The sequence below is a fragment of the Actinomadura sp. 6K520 genome, assembly GCF_004349245.1.
GTDB lineage: Bacteria > Actinomycetota > Actinomycetes > Streptosporangiales > Streptosporangiaceae > Spirillospora.
Window position 1 is genome coordinate 1 of sequence record NZ_SMLC01000056.1, and the last position, 18,299, is coordinate 18,299.

Annotated in this window: 18 protein-coding genes; 5 read left to right on the forward strand and 13 right to left on the reverse strand. The window is 72.2% G+C overall.

Translation table 11 applies throughout. From position 1 onward, the window contains the following. The 3 genes from E1289_RS16940 to E1289_RS16950 form a co-directional block, all read right to left on the reverse strand. Positions 1–938 (reverse strand): PDZ domain-containing protein (locus E1289_RS16940; RefSeq protein ID WP_131981186.1); only part of this gene is annotated, 938 nt, incomplete at its 3' end. A gap of 27 nt (positions 939–965) precedes the next feature. Then, positions 966–1,379 (reverse strand): molybdenum cofactor biosynthesis protein MoaE, encoded by a 414-nt coding sequence (locus E1289_RS16945; protein WP_207929007.1) that lies wholly within the window; start codon positions 1,377–1,379, stop codon positions 966–968. Between the two features lie 58 nt (positions 1,380–1,437). Further along, positions 1,438–1,965: a PPA1309 family protein gene (locus E1289_RS16950; RefSeq protein WP_131981190.1), complete on the reverse strand. Its 528-nt coding sequence runs from the start codon at positions 1,963–1,965 to the stop codon at positions 1,438–1,440. A 176-nt stretch (positions 1,966–2,141) separates the two neighbouring features. On the opposite strand from E1289_RS16950, the gene E1289_RS16955 reads away from it, so the two are divergent. Then, entirely contained in the window at positions 2,142–4,979 is a 2,838-nt protein-coding gene (locus E1289_RS16955) for a UPF0182 family protein (protein WP_243712864.1), read from the forward strand. A 111-nt stretch (positions 4,980–5,090) separates the two neighbouring features. Here E1289_RS16955 and E1289_RS16960 read toward each other — a convergent pair whose 3' ends face one another. Beyond that, positions 5,091–6,179 carry an NAD-dependent epimerase/dehydratase family protein gene (locus E1289_RS16960; protein WP_131981194.1) on the reverse strand — a complete coding sequence of 363 codons (1,089 nt, stop codon included), beginning with the start codon at positions 6,177–6,179 and terminating at the stop codon, positions 5,091–5,093. Positions 6,180–6,268: 89 nt separating this feature from the next. Here E1289_RS16960 and E1289_RS16965 point away from each other — a divergent pair, with 89 nt between their 5' ends. Beyond that, a complete protein-coding gene (locus E1289_RS16965) occupies positions 6,269–7,666 on the forward strand; it encodes a zinc-dependent metalloprotease (RefSeq protein ID WP_131981196.1) in 1,398 nt (465 codons plus the stop codon). Positions 7,667–7,997: 331 nt separating this feature from the next. Then, positions 7,998–8,564 (forward strand): NUDIX hydrolase, encoded by a 567-nt coding sequence (locus tag E1289_RS16970; RefSeq protein ID WP_131981198.1) that lies wholly within the window; start codon positions 7,998–8,000, stop codon positions 8,562–8,564. A gap of 43 nt (positions 8,565–8,607) precedes the next feature. Here E1289_RS16970 and E1289_RS16975 read toward each other — a convergent pair whose 3' ends face one another. The 3 genes from E1289_RS16975 to E1289_RS16985 all read right to left on the reverse strand — a co-directional run bounded on the left by E1289_RS16975 (position 8,608) and on the right by E1289_RS16985 (position 10,801). Then, positions 8,608–9,273: a hypothetical protein gene (locus E1289_RS16975; RefSeq protein WP_243712865.1), complete on the reverse strand. Its 666-nt coding sequence runs from the start codon at positions 9,271–9,273 to the stop codon at positions 8,608–8,610. After that, complete coding sequence (locus E1289_RS16980; RefSeq protein WP_131981254.1) at positions 9,270–9,827, reverse strand: M48 family metallopeptidase; 558 nt, start codon at positions 9,825–9,827, stop codon at positions 9,270–9,272. The genes E1289_RS16975 and E1289_RS16980 overlap by 4 nt, the downstream gene beginning before the upstream one ends. A 173-nt stretch (positions 9,828–10,000) precedes the next feature. Beyond that, the gene (locus tag E1289_RS16985) at positions 10,001–10,801 is read right to left on the reverse strand and encodes an enoyl-CoA hydratase-related protein (protein WP_131981200.1); all 801 of its coding nucleotides are present in this window, start codon (positions 10,799–10,801) and stop codon (positions 10,001–10,003) included. 186 nt (positions 10,802–10,987) lie between these two features. Here E1289_RS16985 and E1289_RS16990 point away from each other — a divergent pair, with 186 nt between their 5' ends. Further along, the gene (locus tag E1289_RS16990; protein ID WP_243712866.1) at positions 10,988–12,319 is read left to right on the forward strand and encodes an AarF/ABC1/UbiB kinase family protein; all 1,332 of its coding nucleotides are present in this window, start codon (positions 10,988–10,990) and stop codon (positions 12,317–12,319) included. Between the two features lie 184 nt (positions 12,320–12,503). Here the strand turns inward: E1289_RS16990 and E1289_RS16995 are convergent, their stop codons facing one another. The 5 genes from E1289_RS16995 to E1289_RS17015 all read right to left on the reverse strand — a co-directional run bounded on the left by E1289_RS16995 (position 12,504) and on the right by E1289_RS17015 (position 16,882). Beyond that, on the reverse strand, positions 12,504–12,833 hold the full coding sequence (locus E1289_RS16995; protein ID WP_131981204.1) for a hypothetical protein: 330 nt from the start codon (positions 12,831–12,833) through the stop codon (positions 12,504–12,506). Between the two features lie 95 nt (positions 12,834–12,928). Beyond that, entirely contained in the window at positions 12,929–13,207 is a 279-nt protein-coding gene (locus E1289_RS17000) for a WhiB family transcriptional regulator (protein WP_131981206.1), read from the reverse strand. 121 nt (positions 13,208–13,328) lie between these two features. Then, on the reverse strand, positions 13,329–13,643 hold the full coding sequence (locus E1289_RS17005; protein ID WP_131981208.1) for a hypothetical protein: 315 nt from the start codon (positions 13,641–13,643) through the stop codon (positions 13,329–13,331). A gap of 240 nt (positions 13,644–13,883) precedes the next feature. Beyond that, positions 13,884–14,756, reverse strand: a complete 873-nt coding sequence (tesB, locus tag E1289_RS17010; RefSeq protein WP_131981210.1) for an acyl-CoA thioesterase II — start codon at positions 14,754–14,756, stop codon at positions 13,884–13,886. A gap of 50 nt (positions 14,757–14,806) precedes the next feature. Beyond that, a complete protein-coding gene (locus E1289_RS17015) occupies positions 14,807–16,882 on the reverse strand; it encodes an ATP-dependent DNA helicase UvrD2 (protein ID WP_131981212.1) in 2,076 nt (691 codons plus the stop codon). A 161-nt stretch (positions 16,883–17,043) separates the two neighbouring features. Here E1289_RS17015 and E1289_RS17020 point away from each other — a divergent pair, with 161 nt between their 5' ends. Further along, complete coding sequence (locus E1289_RS17020; RefSeq protein WP_131981214.1) at positions 17,044–17,325, forward strand: mycoredoxin; 282 nt, start codon at positions 17,044–17,046, stop codon at positions 17,323–17,325. 56 nt (positions 17,326–17,381) lie between these two features. On the opposite strand, the gene nudC is transcribed toward E1289_RS17020, so the two are convergent. Continuing rightward, complete coding sequence (gene nudC / locus E1289_RS17025; RefSeq protein ID WP_131981216.1) at positions 17,382–18,293, reverse strand: NAD(+) diphosphatase; 912 nt, start codon at positions 18,291–18,293, stop codon at positions 17,382–17,384. Positions 18,294–18,299: the final 6 nt, after the last annotated feature.

Sequence of the window (18,299 nt, forward strand, 5' to 3'; positions counted from 1 at the left end):
GTGCGGGCGTCGGGGCAGTTGTCGGCGGGGGTGAGGAAGATGGTGGCGCCGGCTTGGCGGGCGGCGATCATTTTCTGCTGGATGCCGCCGATGGCGCCGACTTCGCCGTCGGGGGTGATGGTTCCGGTGCCGGCGATGAATTTGCCCTGGGTGAGGGAGCCGGGGGTGAGTTTGTCGACGATGGCGAGGCTGAACATGAGGCCGGCGGAGGGGCCGCCGATGTCGCCGACGCTGATGTCGATCTTGAAGGGGAAGTTGTACTGGTCGGCGAGGACGATGCCGACGACGGCGCGCTGCCCGGTGGGGTCGGCGACGGTTTTGAGGGCGGCCTCGTGTTCTTTGCCGGCGCGCTTGTAGGTGACGTTGACGGTGTCGCCGATGTCGTGGGCGGCCATGGCGTCGACGATCTGGGTGACGCCGGTGGCTTTGGTGCCGTCGACGGCGGTGATCTCGTCGCCGGGTTTGAGGACGCCGGCGGCGGGGCGGTTCGGCTGGACGTCTTCGATGACGACGCGGGTGGTGACGGTGACGCCGAGCTCGCGCAGGGCGGCGGCTTCGGCGCTCTGCTGGGAGTTCTGCATCTGGCGGGTGTTCTCCTGCTCGACCTGCTTCTGCGACTCGTCCTTGGGGAAGATCGTCTCTTCGGGGACGACGGCGGTGTCGCCGTCGAGCCAGCCGGTCAGGGCGGTGAACAGGTCGATGCGTCCGCCGGGGCCGCCGCGGTAGGTGACGGTGGTGAAGTTGAGGTGGCCTTCGTCGGGGTAGGTCCGCCGGCCGTCGATCTTGATGAGCGGCCGGCCGTCGTCGTCGGTGCCGAGGGTGTTCTTCGTGGGTCCGGGTGTCAGCGCCACGTACGGCACCGGCATGACCGAGCCGACGACGGCGAGCAGGAGGATGATCACGCTCGCGACGGTGAGGGTGACGGCACGACGGGACATGCCGGAAACTCTATGCGGTCTCGGCGGTCAGCAGGCGCCGACCCATTCGTCGCCGCCGTCGGCGAAGGTCTGGTGCTTCCAGATGGGGACCTGCGCCTTGAGGTCGTCGATGAGCCGGCGGCCGGCGGCGAACGCTTCGGCGCGGTGCGGGCCGGCGGCGGCGACGATGACGGCGATGTCGCCGATCCGCAGGTCGCCGACGCGGTGGACGGCGGCGAGGCCGGTGACGGGGTGGTCGGCGGCGACCTTCTCCATGACGGCGCGGAGCTGCTGCTCGACGGTGGGGTGGGCGCTGTAGGACAGGCCGGTGACGGCGCGGGCGTGGTCGTTGTCGCGGACGGTGCCGGCGAAGACGGCGATGCCGCCGGCGCCGGGGGCGCGGACGGCGGCGAACACCTCGTCGATGGACAGCGGCGTCTCGCGGACGCCGATCAGCCGGATGACGCCGTCGCGGCCGGCACCGTCTGGGTCTACATCGTCGTGGCTCACAGTCCGCAGGCTACCCCTCCTCGGCTTCGTCCGGTTCGAAGGTGGCGGCGAGGGCTTCGGCGAGGGCGGGGACGAGGTCGGGGCCGGTGAGGACCTCGTCGTCGCTGTCGTGGCGGCGGAGCCGGAGGGCGGCGTGCCGGTGCCCGTCGCGGAGGACGCCGACGACCATGCGCACGTCCTCGCGTCCGGGGTGGGTCGCGGCGAACTCGGCGGCCTCGGCCTCGTCCTCGGGGATGTCGTCCTCGGCTTCGGGCGGGAGGACGACCCGTTCCATGACGAGGGCGCATCCTTCGACGGCGTCGGGCCAGGCGATGGAGGCGAGGGCGCTTTCGACGCCGTCCCGCTCGGGGAGGGCGGGTTGTTCCAGTGCGGCTAGAGTGTCCGCATCGGGAGGCAGGCCGAGCTGATCGGCGAGGTCGGGTTCGGCGCGGCGCAGTTCGGTGCTGCGGACGAGCGCGTACAGCCGTGGCGCACCGTCCCAGCCCTCCTGGGCCGAATGACGTTCAAGATCCAGGACTACTTCTTCCAGAAGGCTCACGGGCCCATCTTCCCCGTATTCGGTGCGGGGAGGTGCGGGAACCCCCGCGTGAGTCGGTAAGTTGCATCTACAGGACCGGCGGGCGGCCGGTGAGCGAGATCTCGATCGGAGGGGCCCTCTTGACCTTCCGGACTCCCGGTTTCGGGCGCCGGCTCGGCACCGGACGGACGCGGCTGATGCTACCGATACTGGTGGTGCTGGCCGTGTTGCTGACCGTGTTCTTGGTGTTCACGTCGGTCTATACGAATCTGCTGTGGCACCGCTCCATCGGGTTCGCGGACGTCTATACGACCCAGCTGCGGGCGAAGGTGGTGCTGTTCTTCGGGGCAGCGCTGTTCATGACGCTGGTGGTGGGCGCGAACGTCGCGGTGGCGTACCGGCTGCGGCCCGCGTACCGGCCGCTGTCGGTGGAGCAGCAGGGCCTGGAGCGTTACCGCGCGGTCATCGATCCGCGCCGCCGGCTGATCGCCTGGTCGATGCTGGGCGTGCTCGGCCTGCTGACGGGTTCGTCGGTGGCGGGGCAGTGGCCGGTGTGGCTGGCGTTCCTGAACCGGACGCCGTTCGGCGTGAAGGACCCGCAGTTCAACAAGGACGTCTCGTTCTACGTCTTCACGTATCCGTTCCTGCGGCTCATCATCGGCGTGGTCTTCGCGACGGTGATCCTGTCGATCGTGGCCGCGGTGATGGTGCACTACCTGTACGGGGGCCTGCGGCTGCAGGGCCCCGGCGACAAGGCCAGCCCGCCCGCGCGCGCACACCTTTCGGTGCTGTTCGGCGTGTTCATCCTGCTGAAGGCCATCGCGTACTGGTTCGACCGGTACGGGTTGGTGCATTCCGAGCGGGGGGTGACGGCCGGCGCGTCGTACACCGATGTGAACGCGCTGATCCCGGCCAAGACGATCCTCGCGGTCATCGCGCTGATCTGCGCCGCGATGTTCTTCTCGAACCTGCTGCGCCGCGGGATGATGCTGCCCGGCGTCGGGTTCACGCTGCTGGTGCTGTCGGCGATCCTGCTCGGCGGGTTGTATCCGCTGCTGGTCGAGCAGTTCCAGGTCAAGCCGGACCAGCTGGCTAAGGAGCGCGAGTACATCTCGCGCAACATCGAGGCGACGCGCCGCGCCTACGGGGTGGACGGCGCGAAGGTCGTCCAGTACGGGCAGGAACCGGTGACCGACAAGGAGAAGCTGCAGCAGGAGGCCGACCGGCTCGGCGGTGTCCGGGTCCTGGACCCGAACGTCGTGGGCGAGACGTTCCAGCAGCTTCAGCGGATCAGGCCCTTCTACCGGTTCCCGGACACGCTGGACGTGGACCGCTACCAGATCGACGGCAAGCTGGTCGACACGGTCGTGGCGCTGCGCGAGCTGTCCGGGGCGCCCGCGGGGCAGCGGAGCTGGGTGAAGGACCGCATGGTCTACACGCACGGCTACGGGTTCGTGTCCGCCTTCGGTGACCGCTTCGCCGACGGCAACGTGCCCGATTTCGTCACCAAGAACATGCCGGTCTCCCCCGAGCAGAAGATCAAGCTGGACCGGCCGGAGATCTACTTCGGGGAGCGCTCGGCGACGTACTCGGTCGTGGGCGGAGCGGGCCAGCAGGAGCTGAACTACCCGGACAACAGCGAGTCGGGGCAGCAGAGCAGCACCTATGACGGGCAGGGCGGCGTCGCCATCGACTCGTTCTTCCACAAGCTGCTGTACGCGACGAAGTTCCAGGACAAGAACCTCCTGCTGTCCGGCGCGATCAACAACGACGCGAAGCTGCTGTACGACCGTGCGCCGCGGGAGATGGTGCAGAAGGCCGCGCCGTGGCTCACCCTCGACGGCGACCCGTACCCGGCGGTGGTGAACGGCCGGATCCTGTGGATCTTGGACGGCTACACGACGACCAGCAACTATCCGTACTCGGAGGAGACGAGCCTCGACGACGCGACCCGCGACACCATCACCGACACGCGGTCGGCGGTGGCGCGGCAGACCGACGACCACGTCAACTACATGCGGAACTCGGTCAAGGCGACGGTGGACGCCTACGACGGGACCGTGCACCTGTACCAGTGGGACGAGAACGACCCGATCACGAAGACGTGGATGAAGGTGTTCGACGACACCGTCCAGCCGCGTTCGTCGATCCCGCCCGAGCTGGAGGCGCACTTCCGCTACCCGCAGGACCTGTTCAAGGTGCAGCGGAAGGTCCTCGCGAAGTACCACGTCACGGACCCGTCGGCGTTCTACAACGGCGAGGGTTTCTGGGAGGTGCCGCAGGACCCGTCCGCGAAGGGCAAGCGGCAGCCGCCGTACTACCAGAGCCTGCGGATGCCGGGCCAGGACGCCGAGTCGTTCTCGCTGACGACGGTGTTCAACCCGAGTAACAACCCGCAGCTGGCGGCCTTCATGGCGGTCGGGTCCACACCGGGCCGCGACTACGGGCAGATCCAGATCCTGCAGATGCCGCGGAACGCGCAACCGGCGGGTCCGGGGCAGGTGCAGAACTCGTTCGAGACGGACACGCAGGTGAAGGCCGACCTGTTCGCGCTGAGACAGGGCGGCACGAAGACCGTGCCCGGGAACCTGCTGACGATCCCGTTCGGCGGGAGCCTGCTGTACGTGGAGCCGATGTACACGATGGCGGCGGGCGGCACGGAGCAGCAGCCGTACCCGATCCTCGGCAAGATCCTGGTGAGGTACGGGGACAGCATCGCCGCCGCCGACACCCTCGACGAGGCGCTGAAGCAGGTGCTCGGCGGTTCGTCGTCGGCGCCACCGCCGCCACCGGAGCAGGGCACGGAAGGCGGGGACCAGCCGCCGCAGCTGAGCGCGGCCGCGCAGAAGGCGATCGGCGATCTGCAGAAGGCCGTGTCGGACTACGAGGCCGCGCAGAAGAACGGCGACTACCCGGCGATGGGCGACGCCTGGAAGCGGATCAAGGACGCGCAGGCGGCCCTGGCCGCGGCCGGCCAGGAGAGGCCGGCGTCCTCACCGAGCCCGTCGCCCTCCCCCACCCCGACCGAGAACTAGCACTCGCACAAGAAGGAACGACTCGGCCCGCCTCCCTCCCGGGAGGCGGGCCGAGTCGGTTTTCGCATCAACGACACGCCGCAGGTCAAGGCCACCGGTGGACCTTGGTGGTCAGGGATTGGCGCGGCGTCTGCGGGCGCGGCGGAGGGCGGCCGCGGCGCCCAGTGCGGCGACGGTGGCGCCGGCGGCGGTCGCGACCGTGGCCTCCTTGCCGCCCACGCGGCGTCCGACGACGGCGTGCCGTCCCGCGGTCTCCGCCATGACGGCGCGCAACGCGGCCGCGTTGTCGTAGCGCGGTTTCCAGCCCGCGGCGCGGAGGCGGGCGCAGTCGACCGCCCACGGGTACGCGACGTAGTGCAGGTCGGTGGCGGGGACCGGGGTCATGCCGAGGCGGTGCAGGCGCTGCGCGGTGCCGAAGGTGAGGGCGGCGGGGAGTTCGAAGGTCCGCTTACCGGTGATCTCGGTGACCTCGGCGGGGCCGAGCCAGCCCTCGCAGCCCACGGCGACGGGCCCCTCGATCTCGGCGGCGACGACGACCTCCAGGGCGGAGGCGAGGTCCTCGATGTGGCAGAACTGCCAGCCGGGCGAGCTGCCCTTGACCGTCAGCAGGCGGGGCGCCTCGAAGTGGCGGGTGACGACGGTGTCGACGCCGGGGCCGGCGAGCGCGGCGGGGCGGACGACGGTGACGTCCAGGCCGGGGTGGGTGGCCGGCGCGGTCGCGGCCAGTTCCTCCATCTCCAGGAAGTCGCCCGCGACGCTGGCGTCGGCCTCGGCGAGCAGCGGCGCGTCCTCGGGGAGGGGGAGCTCGTTGCCGGGCGCGGCGCCGTACACCATCGTGGACGTGACGAGGACCACCCGGCGGACGCGGGCGGCCGCGGCGGCGGTCACCACGGTCTGGGCGCCGCGGACGTTGTGGGTGCGGCGGTCGCGGGGGGCGGCGTCCGGGGAGTGCTCGACGTCGAGGTTGACGACCACGTCCACGTCGGAGAGCCGGCCGGGCAGCAGCGGGTCCCGGATGTCCACGACACGCCAGGTGACCCCGGGCACGTCGCCGCGGTGCGCGTCGATGGCGACGACCTTGCGGATCTCTTCCCGTTCGGCGAGCCGGGCGGCGAGCAGCCGCCCCGTTCCGGTGGCCGCGCCGGTGACGGCGACGACCGGGCCCTTGCTACGCCGAGGGCGAACCTTGCCCGTTACCACGGGGGTGCCCCCTTCCTTGTGTACGCGACCTTGCCGTGACCGGCTAACGTTGCGGATATGAGCCCATCATGCATCCCAGGGGCGATCCGATGAGTGACACTCCCTTCGGCTTCAACCGTCCCGGCGACGGAGACGACGACCGGCCCCAGGATCCATTCAAGGGCATGGGCGGCGACATGGCGCAGTTCGCCGACATGCTGCACCGGTTCGCGGACATGATCGGCGGTCAGGGTGCGGGCGGCGCGGGCGGCGGCCCCCTGAACTGGGATCTGGCCAAGAACATCGCGCGGCACCAGGTGGTGGAGCAGGGCGACCCGTCGGTCGTCGACACCGAGCGGCGCCAGGTCGAGGAGGCGCTGCGCCTGGCCGACCTGTGGCTGGACGAGAAGACGACGCTGCCCGCCGGCATCCGGACGCCGCAGGCGTGGAGCCGGTCCGAGTGGATCGAGCAGACGCTTCCGGTGTGGGCGAAGGTGTGCGACCCGATCGCGATCCGCATGGTCGACTCGATGGGCGGCGCGCTCGGCGGCGGCGAGATCCCCGCGGACATGCAGGCGATGGCCGGCCCGCTGATCGGGATGGTCAAGCAGATGGCCGGGGCGATGGTCGGCGGCCAGGCCGGGCAGGCGCTCGGCGCGCTGGCCCGCGAGGTGACGTGCTCGGCGGACGTGGGCCTGCCGCTCGCGCCGGACGGCGTGGGCGCGCTGCTGCCCGCGGGCGTCGAGGCGTTCGGGTCGGGCCTGGAGATCTCCGGCGAGGAGATCCGGCTGTACCTGGCGCTCCGGGAGGCCGCCCACCAGCGGCTGTTCGCGCACGTCCCGTGGCTGCGTTCGCACCTGCTGGGCGCGGTCGAGGAGTACGCGCGCGGCATCACCGTCGACCTGTCGGGCATCGAGCAGGCCGTCCAGGGCCTCGACCTGAGCAACCCGGAGGCGATCCAGGAGGCGCTCGGCGGCGAGATCCAGCTCCAGCCGGAGGAGTCGCCGCGGCAGAAGGCGGCGCTGGCCCGGCTGGAGACCACCCTCGCGCTGGTCGAGGGGTGGGTCGACACGGTGGTCAACGACGCGGCGGACGGCCGGCTGCCCGATTCGGTGAAGCTGGCCGAGGCGGTGCGCCGGCGGCGTGCGACGGGCGGCCCGGCGGAGCGGACGTTCGCGACGCTCGTCGGCCTCGAACTGCGGCCGCGCCGGCTGCGCGAGGCGGCGACGCTGTGGCGGGCCCTCGGCGACGCGCGCGGCGTCCAGGGCCGGGACGCGGTGTGGGACCACCCCGACCTGCTGCCCACGTCCGACGATCTCGACGACCCGGACGGTTTCGTGCACGGCCGGGAGGAGATCGAGGGCCTGTCCGACCTCGACCTGTCGGAACTCACCAGGTCCCAGGAGGACGGGGAGCCCGGCAAGCCGGACGAGAAGGACGACGGTCCCGACAAGGGCGACGGCCCTGACAAGGGCGACGGTCCCGACGACGGCGGGTCCCGCGCATGAGCCGCTCACGTGAGTCGCGCGTGCACGGTTGCCGGTACTCGCCCGGGTCGTCCACGAACGCCATGAAATGCTCATCGACTGATTGGTGGTGGGCGGGGGCTGGAGGACGGTGGCGGATCGCGCGGGCGAGCCTGTGCTGGCACCGGCCGGTCGACCAGGAGCGGCGGCGCCGCCATCCCGCCAATTCGCGCTACCCCCGCGTGGGCCGCACGTGAGGAAGGCGTCGCGCAAGGGACGCCGCCGCCCGGATGCGGGGAAGGAAGCGGACGCCGGCACTTCCGAAGAGCCCGCGGAGACGACGTCTCCAAGCGGGCCCCCGGATGGTCGCTCCATGGACGCGCGGTCGTTGACGCCCGGGTTCCTGTACGCCGATGCCGTGCGCGTCCTGTCGTCCTGGGAACCGCCCGATGCCGGGCAGGAGCGGACCCGGGCGGAGTTCCTCCGGCATCTGGAGGAACATCCGGCGGACGGGATGTGGCGGGAGTGCGCGGCCGGGCACATCACGGCCAGCACCGCCGTCCTCGACGCGTCCCGGACCCGCGTGCTGCTGACCCTGCACGCGAAGGTCAAGGCGTGGCTGCAGCTCGGCGGGCACTGCGAGCCCGGCGACGTCACGCTCGCGGGCGCGGCGCTGCGGGAGGCGACGGAGGAGTCCGGCATCCGGGGCCTGCGGCTGCAGCCCGACCCCGTCCAGTTGGACCGGCACCCGGTCCGCTGCCACCCGCAGGGCACCTGGCATCTGGACGTCCAGTACGTCGCGATCGCCCCGGAGAACGCCCGGCACACGGTGAGCGACGAGTCGGACGATCTCCGCTGGTTCCCGGTGGACGGCCTGCCGGAACCCACCGACGACGCGCTCCGCAGGCTCGTGGCACGGGCGGTCACCCTGCCCGGATGACCCGGCCCGCATGGCCCCCTGGCCGAACGGCCCGGGACGGGTGTCAGCGGGTGAGCGGGTGGCCTTCGAGGAGGGCGCGGGTGTTCTCCCAGCCTTCCAGGCCGGGGTCGAGAAGCCGCAGGTCATCGGCGGTGCGGAGGCGGTGCCAGGCGGGTCCCTGCGGGACGAGGCCGGGCCGCGGCGCGGCGGCGCGGAGCCGGTCCAGCGCGTCGGGGGTGTCGAGATCGACGTCCCGGAGGGCGGTGGCCAGCCAGTCCGGGAGCGGCAGCCGCGCGGCGAGGGCGACGAGCCCGGCCGGCCCGGCGGCGCCGTCGGCCCGGCAGGCGGCGGACGGGGCGCTGCCGAGCGCGCGGAACAGCTTGCCGATCAGCAGCGGCGGCAGGTCGGGCGCGTCCGGCGCGACGAGCACGGCGGCGCCGGCGCCGCGGGCGTGCAGCGCCGCGAACGCGCCGTCGAGGGCCGCCTCCCGGATGATCGGCGTGCCGGGCCAGGTCACGGCCTCGGCGTCCGGCTGATCCGGCGGGTCCAGGACGAGGGCGGACGTCACCAGTTCGAGCCCGGCCACGACCTCGTAGGTGTCTTCGAGGAGGGCGAGGCGGAACTCGTCGGGGTCGATTCCGGGCGGCACGTCCGTCCGGCGGCCGGGCCGGGACAGCACCGCGGCGAAGCGCGACGACGCTCCGGGCACCGTGTCCGTGCCGTCGGTCACCCGGCGACCTCGCGCGGGTACTCACCGCTGGGGTGCAGGCCGTCGCCGTGATGCATCCCGCGGGGATCGGGCCCGAACTCGTCGTCGGGCGCGTCCGCCTCAAGGGGCAGGTGCGCGGCGGCGGCGACGCCCTCCAGGTAGCCGCGGGCGCGGTCGGCCTTCGGGTAGTTGCCGACGAGTTCCCAGAAGTCGGCGCCGTGCCCGGGGATGAGCAGGTGGGCGAGCTCGTGGACGAGCACGTAGTCGACGACCCAGGCCGGCATGCCGCGCAGCCGGGTGGACAGGCGGATGGTGCGGTCGTCCGGCGTGCATGATCCCCAGCGGGTGCGCTGGTTGGCGACCCAGCGGACGCTGACGGGGTCGGCGCGGCCGGCGAGGTAGCGGCGGGACAGGTCCCGGGCCCGCGCCTGCAGGTCGGCGTCGGAGGGGCGCCGGCGACGCTCCCGCTCCGCGAGCCGCTCCAGGATGGTCGCGACCCACTGTTCCTCTTCGGCCTTGCTCAGCCTGGACGGAACCATCACCACCACCTTGTCGCCGTCGCGGTAGGCGGACACGGTTCGCCGGCGCCTGGCGCTTCGGCGGACCTCAACGTTAGGGGGCACGCCTGAACGGTACTCGAAAATTTGCGCGCCCCATAGAGGGTGTTTGACGTTGTCGCAGGTCAGCGCCTGTGTTTTCAGGGGCGGCTTATGGATGGGTCAAGCCGGGTACGGCGGGCGCTCCGGCGTCACTCGCCGGTGAACCGCGGGCTGCGCTTCTCGCGCTGGGCCGCGAGCCCCTCCAGCATGTCCGCGGACGCCATCGTGACGGGCTGCGCGAGCGACTCCCAGCGCAGCGCCGACTCCATGTCGGGGTGGCCGCCGTTCGCCAGCGCGACCTTGGTGAACCGGGTCGCGACCGGTGCCTGCGCCGCGACGCGGCCGGCGACGGCGAGCGCCTCGTCCAGCACGTCGCCGCGCGGGACGGCGCGGTTGACGAGCCCGCCCCGCTCGGCCTCGTCGCCGGTGAGGACCCGTCCGGCCAGCAGCATCTCGCGGGCCAGCGGCAGCCCGGCCACCTCGGGGAACAGCCAGGTCGCGGCCATCCCGGGGTGCAGCCCGAGCGCGGTGAACGGGGCGAGGAGCTTGGCGTCGGACGCCGCGTACCGCAGGTCGCAGGCCAGCGCGAGGCACAGCCCGGCGCCGACGGCGTGCCCGTTGACGGCGGCGATCGTCGGCACCTCGAGGTCGCGGATCGCGAGCCACGTCCGGTAGAAGGTCAGCATCCGGTCGCGCAGCGCGGGGACGGCGACGGCGTTGGTGTCGGCGAGCCAGGAGAGGTCGCCGCCGGAGGTGAACGCGCTGCCCGCGCCGGTCACCACCACGCAGCGGACCCGCCGGTCGGTGCGGAGCTCCGCCATCGCCGACTTCCAGGCGGCGGTCATCTCGTCCGACATCGCGTTGCGGCGGCCGGGGTCGTTCAGCGTCACGACGACGACGCCGTCGGGGCGGCGTTCGACCGGAAGCACGCCGGCGATCTCTTCGGACATGCTGCGCACCGTACCGCGCGACCCGCCGGTTCCCTCCCCCGACCCCCGCAAGGCCGCCCTCACGGGGCGTGAGAAAGCGCACACTTACCACGTTTGGGCAGGTCGAGGCGGTGCATCGGTTCGGCGCCGACGATAGTTCCAGGTGATTGTGGCGTGAACGACAGTCGATCACCGACAATGGACCGCGTGAGCGATCTTCCCCGCCGCGCGGTGACGCGGTCAGCAAAGCTGGCTTCCCTCCCCATCGGCTTCGCGGGACGCACCGCCCTCGGCGTGGGGAAGCGGACCTTCGGCAAGCCCGCCGAGGCGGTCGCCACGGAGATCCAGCAGCGCACCGCCGAGCAGCTGTTCAAGGTGCTCGGCGAGCTCAAGGGCGGGGCGATGAAGCTCGGCCAGATGCTGTCGATCTTCGAGGCGGCGCTGCCGCCGGAGATCGCCGGCCCTTACCGCGCCACGCTGACCCGGCTGCAGGAGGCCGCTCCCCCGCTGCCCGCCGCGACCGTCCACAAGGTGCTGGCGGAGTTCCTCGGCGAGGACTGGCGGGACTACTTCGAGTCCTTCGACGACGAGCCCGCCGCCGCCGCGTCCATCGGCCAGGTGCACCGCGCCGTCTGGCACGACGGCCGCGCCGTCGCCGTCAAGGTCCAGTACCCGGGCGCCGGGAAGGCCCTGCTCAGCGACTTCAACCAGCTCGCCCGGCTCGGCCGGATGTTCGGTGTGCTGATGCCCGGCCTGGACGTCAAGTCGATGCTCGCGGAGCTGAAGGAACGGGTGGCCGAGGAACTCGACTACACGATCGAGGCCGAATCCCAGATGATCTTCCGGGCGGCCTACGCGGACGATCCCGACTTCTACATCCCCGAGGTCATCGCGCAGACCGGCAACATCCTGATCAGCGAGTGGATGGACGGCACCGCCCTCTCGACGATCATCAGCGAGGGGGACCAGGAGACCCGCGACCACGCGGCGCTGCTGTACTGCCGGTTCCTGCTGTCGGGCCCGAAGCGGTCCGGGATGCTGCACGGCGACCCGCACCCCGGCAACTTCCGCCTGCTGGAGGACGGCCGGCTCCTCGTCCTCGACTTCGGCGCCGTCGACCGCATCCCCGGCGGTTTCCAGCAGCGGCTCGGCCGCCTGCTGCGCATCGGCACGATGGCCGACATCGACGAGATCGAGGAGACGCTGCGCCGGGAGGACTTCATCCGCGCGGGCGTGGAGATCGACACCGAGTCGCTCCAGGCGTTCCTGGCCCCGGTCACCGAGCCGTTCGTCACCGAGACGTTCAAGTTCAACCGCGAGTGGCTGCGCGACATGGCCGCCCGGGTCACCGACCTGCGGCCGTCCAACGTCGTCCGGCAGCTGAACCTGCCGCCCGACTACGTGATCATCCACCGGGTGCTGTCGGCGGGCACCGGCGTGCTGTGCCAGCTGGAGTGCGAGATCCCGGCGCGCGCCGAGTCGCTGAAGTGGGTGCCGGGCTTCGCCGACGACGAGGACGCCGAGCTCGTGTCGGGCTGAACCGCGCGGCCGTGACCGGTCGGGGAAGACGCCGGGACCCCGCGCACTGATGAGGTGCGCGGGGTCCCGCTGTTCGCGCGCCCGGTGTAGTGGGGCACCGGACGCGCTCCAGGGCCCGCCGGGAGGCCCGCCGCCCGCCAAACCATCCAAGAAGGACGGGCGGCGGCCTGCGACCGACGCGGGCTCAGTGCCTGTGCGGGTTCGGCGCCCGCAGGTGAGTCCCGCCGGCCGGCGCCGTCGGGGCGAGCAGGACGCGCCGCACGCGCGACGCCCTCGTCTCCGCGTCCCGGCGCGCTCGCCGCAGCACCCGCACGCGGGCGGCGAGCTCGCCGGACATGACCACGGGCATCGGGTCCCGCGGCGGGTCCGCGCCGAGCCCGGTCATGTCGAGCGTGGTCATGTCGAGCGTGGTCATGTCGAGCGTGGTCATGTCGAGCGTGGTCATGTCGAGCGTGGTCACGTCGTCTTCGCCGGGAACCCGGCCTGTGCAGGTCTCTCGTGGCTCGACGGTCATCGTGTTCCCTCCGGCCGTCCGGAGGCGCGGTCCTCGCGCGGACCGCGCCTCCGGGTTCGCGGCGGTCGCCGGCCGCTCGCACGGCCGGCCTCCGCTCACGCGGTCACGTCCTCCGGCCGCGGGTGCTTGCGCGGGCGGCCACGCGGCCGCTTGCGCGGGACGATCACACCGCGGACGAACAGCTCACCGCCCCAGACACCCCAGGGCTCCTTGCGCTCAAGCGCACCGGCGAGGCACTCCTTGCGCAGCGGGCACTCCAGGCACAGGGCCTTGGCGAGCTCGACGTCGGCGGGAGCCTCGGCGAAGAACAGCTCCGGGTCGGTCCGGCACGGAAGTGTGAGGTCCTCCTCGCTTACTGCGAGAGCCCCCAGCATCACAGTCACCCTTGTTCCTCTCGTTGGATCTCAACGGGCGTGTCGGTGGGTTGTCTGGACAAAGAAGAAGGCCGCGGATCCGGTGTCTGGATCCGCGGCCTGGGGGCTTGCCGGCCTGTTGCTAGGCCGGTCGTCGCCTCCAGGGATACGGACCCGACACGCCACCCTCGAAGGTGACGCCCGTGTGGGCCGTGGCCGGAGCCGGGACGGTCGTGTCCTCGATGAGGTGGTCGAAGACAGTCCGCCCCAGGTCGTCCTGGATTCGCTGCGCGAGGCGCGCTTCACTCGGGTTGCCGCCGCGCATGCCGCTCATGCCGAGGGATTCGCGCAGGCGCACGCCGGGCTCCGCGAGATACGCGGCCGGGGCGCCGGGGATCGAGATGCCAGGGCATGCGGCGGTCCAGGACTGCGCGGATTTCGTCAACGTGCTGATCACCGGACTGCACACCACCTTCCTGGCTACTCGGGCCGAAGCGGGAGACCTGCGAGATCCACCGACGGCCGTGCTGATTGCTCGCGTTCGAGAGTACGGGGACTCCGCGCGATCAACAACCTATTTTTGACCTGCGATTTCGTGGGAGACCTCACCTTTTTTCCGCGGAACCCGCGGGGTCCGGGGGACGTCGAACCCCTCGGGGAAGTCCCGCGGATCAAGGCCGCGGACCAGTATCGCAGCTCAGTGCCGCGGGGAGTCCGCGACGCGGATCAGCCCCTCCTGCATCACCGACACGACCAGCTCCCCCGACCTGGTGAAGACCTGGCCGCGGGCCAGCCCGCGGGCGCCGCCGGCGAACGGGGTGTCCTGGTAGTAGAGCAGCCAGTCGTCGGCGCGGAACGGCCGGTGGAACCACATCGCGTGGTCGAGGCTGGCGCCCATCGTGCGCTTGTCGCCCCAGGCCAGGCCGTGGTTGAGGAGGACGGTGTCCAGCAGCGTCATGTCCGAGGCGTAGGTCATCAGGCACACGTGCAGGAGCGGATCGTCCGGCAGGTCGCCGTCGACCTTCAGCCACACGATCGACTCCGGCGAGACCAGGGACGGGTCCTTGGCCGCCTCCCAGCTCAGCGGTGTGGCGTGCCGGATGTCGAACGGGCGCCGGGTGACGAACTGCCGCGCGCCGGCCTCGCCGAACAGCGGGGTCAGCCGCGTCAGGCCGTCCGGCAGCGCCTCGGGCGCGGGGGCCTCCGGCATCGCCGCCTGGTGGGCCGGGCCCTCCTCGACGACCTGGAACGACGCCGACAGGGTGAAGATCGCCTTGCCGTGCTGGACGGCGGTGACGCGCCGGGTGGTGAAGGACCGCCCGTCGCGGACCCGGTCGACGGTGTAGACGATCGGGACCAGCGGGTCGCCGGGGCGGATGAAGTAGGCGTGCAGGGAGTGCACCGGCCGGTTCGCGGGCACGGTGCGGCCGGCGGCGACGAGCGCCTGCCCCGCCACCTGCCCGCCGAAGACGCGCTGCCGCCGTTCCTCGGGGCTGCGGCCCCGGAAGATGTCGTTCTCGATCTGTTCCAGGTCCAGTAGGTCGAGCAGTTCCTTCAGGGAGTCCTTCACGGCCGCCAGTCTTCCGTATCCGTTGTCGCGAGCGAGGTCTCACCCCGGGGTCAAGGACCGCACAGACTGAGGACGGCGTCACCGTACCTGTCGAGCTTGACCTTCCCGACTCCGGGGATGCGGGCGAGGTCCTCCATCGACTCGGGGCCGTGCTCGGCGATCGCCTGGAGCGTCGCGTCCGTGAACACGACATAGGCGGGGACCTTCTGCTCCGCCGACACCCGGGCGCGCCATTCCTTCAGCGCGATGAGGAGTTCCTCGTTCAGTTCGGACGGGCAGTCCTCGCAGCGGCCGAGCTTGCGTTCGACGGCGGCGGTCAGCGGCCGCCCGCACACCCGGCACGGCAGCGGGCCCTTCGCGGCGCGGCGCTTCGTCCGGTCGGCGCGCGCCGGGGTGTGCGTGGCGGCCTTGCCGGTCAGGCCGCCGAGGAAGCGGGACGGGCGGCGGTGCCGCGCGCCGCCCGGCGAGCGCGACAGCGCCCACGACAGCGACAGGTGGACGCGCGCCCGGGTGACGCCCACGTAGAGCAGCCGGCGTTCCTCCTCGACCTGCGCGGGCGTCTCCGCGTAGATGATCGGCAGGGTGCCCTCGACGAGCCCGACGAGGAACACCGCGTCCCACTCCAGGCCCTTGGCGGCATGCAGCGACGCCAGGGTGACGCCCTCCAGCGGAGGCGCGTGCTGCGCGGCGGCGCGCTCCTCCAGTTCGGCGACGAAGTCGGGGAGGCCGGCCTTGGGGTTGTCGGCGGCCATGTCCTCGGCGAGCTGGGCCAGCGCGGCGAGCGACTCCCAGCGCGCCCGGGCCGCCCCCGCCCCCTCGGGCGGCCGGTCGGAGAACCCGGCCCCGGACAGGACGTGCCGGACGGTCATGATCAGCCCCGTCCCGTCGGTCTCCGCGTCGGCGCCCGCCCGCGCCGCGCCGCGCAGCCGGACCACCGCCTCGCGGACCTCGGGCCGCTCGAAGAACCGCTCGGCGCCGCGCAGCACGTAGGGGACGCCCGCGGCCGCCAGCGCCGCCTCGTACGTCTCGGACTGCGCGTTGATCCGGTACAGGATCGCGATCTCCCGCGCGGGGACGCCCTCCTCGACGAGCTTGCGGGCCCGCCGCGCCGCGTCGTCGGCCTCGGCGACCTCGTCGTCGTACTCGTTGAACACCGGCTCGGGGCCCTGGTCGCGCTGCGCCACCAGCTCCAGCCCGGGGCGGATCGCCCCCTCGCCCCGCGCCTGCCCGATCACGCCGTTGGCGAGGCGCACCACCTGCGGCGTCGACCGGTAGTCGCGGACGAGCTTGATGACCTTCGCGTCCGGGTGGTCGCGGGTGAAGTCGAGCAGGTGGGACGGGGACGCGCCGGTGAACGAGTAGATCGTCTGGTTCGGGTCGCCGACGACGCACAGGTCGTCGCGGTCGCCGAGCCAGGTGTCGAGCAGCATCTTCTGCAGCGGGTTGACGTCCTGGTACTCGTCGACGACGAAGTACCGGTACTGCTCGCGGACCTGGTTCGCGACCTCCCGGTGCTCGGTGAGGACGGCCGCGGTCAGCTCCAGCATCCCCTCGAAGTCGAGGAGGTTCCGTTCCCGCCTGAGCTGCTCGTACATGGCGTAGACGCGCGCCACGTCCACGACGTCGGCGGGGGCCCGGCGGCCCGATCGCGCGACCGCGGCGGGGTAGTCCTCCGGGCGGTGCTGGGTGACCTTCGCCCACTCGATCTCGCTCGCGACGTCGCGCAGCTCGGTGCGGCCGAGCGCCAGCCGGCACGCCTTCGCCGCGTCCGCCACCAGCCCGATCTTCGAGTCGATGATCCTGGGCGGTTCGCCGCCGACGACGCGCGGCCAGAAGTAGGTGAGCTGGCGCAGCGCCGCCGCGTGGAAGGTCCGCGCCTGCACGCCCGGCGCCCCGAGCTGCCGCAGCCTGCTGCGCAGCTCCCCCGCCGCCCGGGTGGTGAACGTCACCGCCAGCACCCGCTGCGGCGTCACCACACCGGTCAGCGTGGCGTAGGCGATGCGATGCGTGATGGCCCTGGTCTTGCCCGTACCGGCGCCCGCCAGCACGCACACGGGCCCCTTAACCGCCTCGGCGACCGCCCGCTGTTCGGGGTCGAGTCCCTCCAGCACCGACTCAGCCAACATCCCCCCATACTCGCAGCCCGCACCACCCGCATCACCCGGCACGCTGAACTGTGGACGGCGGACCGCGAACGGCGGGCCGCGGACGGCGAGGAATGAGAACCGGGCGTCTACTGTTCTCCGGAGAGCGAATCGTACGAACGAACGAGGGAGACGACGGAGCGATGGCGACGCCGACGACCGACCGGGCGAAGAACCCGATCGGCCAGCTCACCATGTACACGACGTCCTGGTGCGGGTTCTGCCGGCGACTCAAGAGCCAGCTCGCCCGCGACGGCATCGAGATGGTCGAGGTCGACATCGAGCGCGACCAGGAGGCCGCCGACTTCGTCATGAGCGTCAACGGCGGCAACATGACCGTGCCGACCGTCCTTTTCCCTGACGGTTCCGCCGTCACCAACCCCAGCGCCAAGGCGGTCAAGGCGAAGCTCGCCTCCCTCGCCTGAACCGTCCCCGGGAGCCCGGCATCCGAGCAGGTTGCCGGGCCGGCCGCTGTCCGGGGTCAGAAGTCCGGCATTCGCGGGAGGTCGCCGCCGTACCAGCGCATGATGAGCTGGGCGGCGATGGACAGCGGGCCGGGGGCGACGATGTCACCGGCCTCGATGGCCGCGCGGAGTTCGTCGCGGGTGTACCAGGCGGCGTCCGTGATCTCCTCCGGGTCGGGGGACAGCGGGACGTCGCCATCGGCCCTGGCGGTGAAGCCGAGCATGAGGCTCTGCGGCAGCGGCCACGGCTGGCTGCCGAGGTAGCGCACGTCCCGGACGGGCACCCCGACCTCCTCCTTCACCTCCCGCGCGACGGCCTGCTCCAGGGACTCCCCCGGCTCCACGAAGCCGGCGAGGATCGAGCGGCGGTCGGCGGGCCACTGCGGGCCGCGGGCCAGCAGGATCCGGTCGGCCTCGTCGGTCACCAGCATGATCACGGCCGGGTCGACGCGGGGGAAGTGCTGGGACCCGTCCTCGGGGCAGACGCGCACGTGGCCGGCGGACGCCGGGCGCGTCTCGGTGCCGCAGCGCGGGCAGTACCGGTTGCTGCGGTGCCAGTGCTCCAGCGCCACGGCGTGGGTGAGCAGCCCGGAGTCCCGGTCGCCGAGGAGCGCGCCGACGCGGCGGAGGCCGCCCGGCCGCGTCCCCTCGATCTCGGGGAGCGGACCGGACGTCCCGAAGTAGGCGGTGCCGTCGTCGTCCACGCCGAGGAGCCAGCGGTCACCGTCCGGCGCCCGCTCCGGCGGGACGAGGGCGAGCGCGGGCCGCGGCTCGTAGGAGACCGGCGCGCGGCCGTCCTCGACGACGAGGACGCGGGTGCCCGGGTCCGACCACGCGGTCTCCAGCCAGGCGTCGTCGCGACGGTGCAGCGCGACCCTGTCGAGGGTGCCGCGCGCCAGCGCCAGCCACTCCAGCGGCCCTTCGGTCAACGTCCG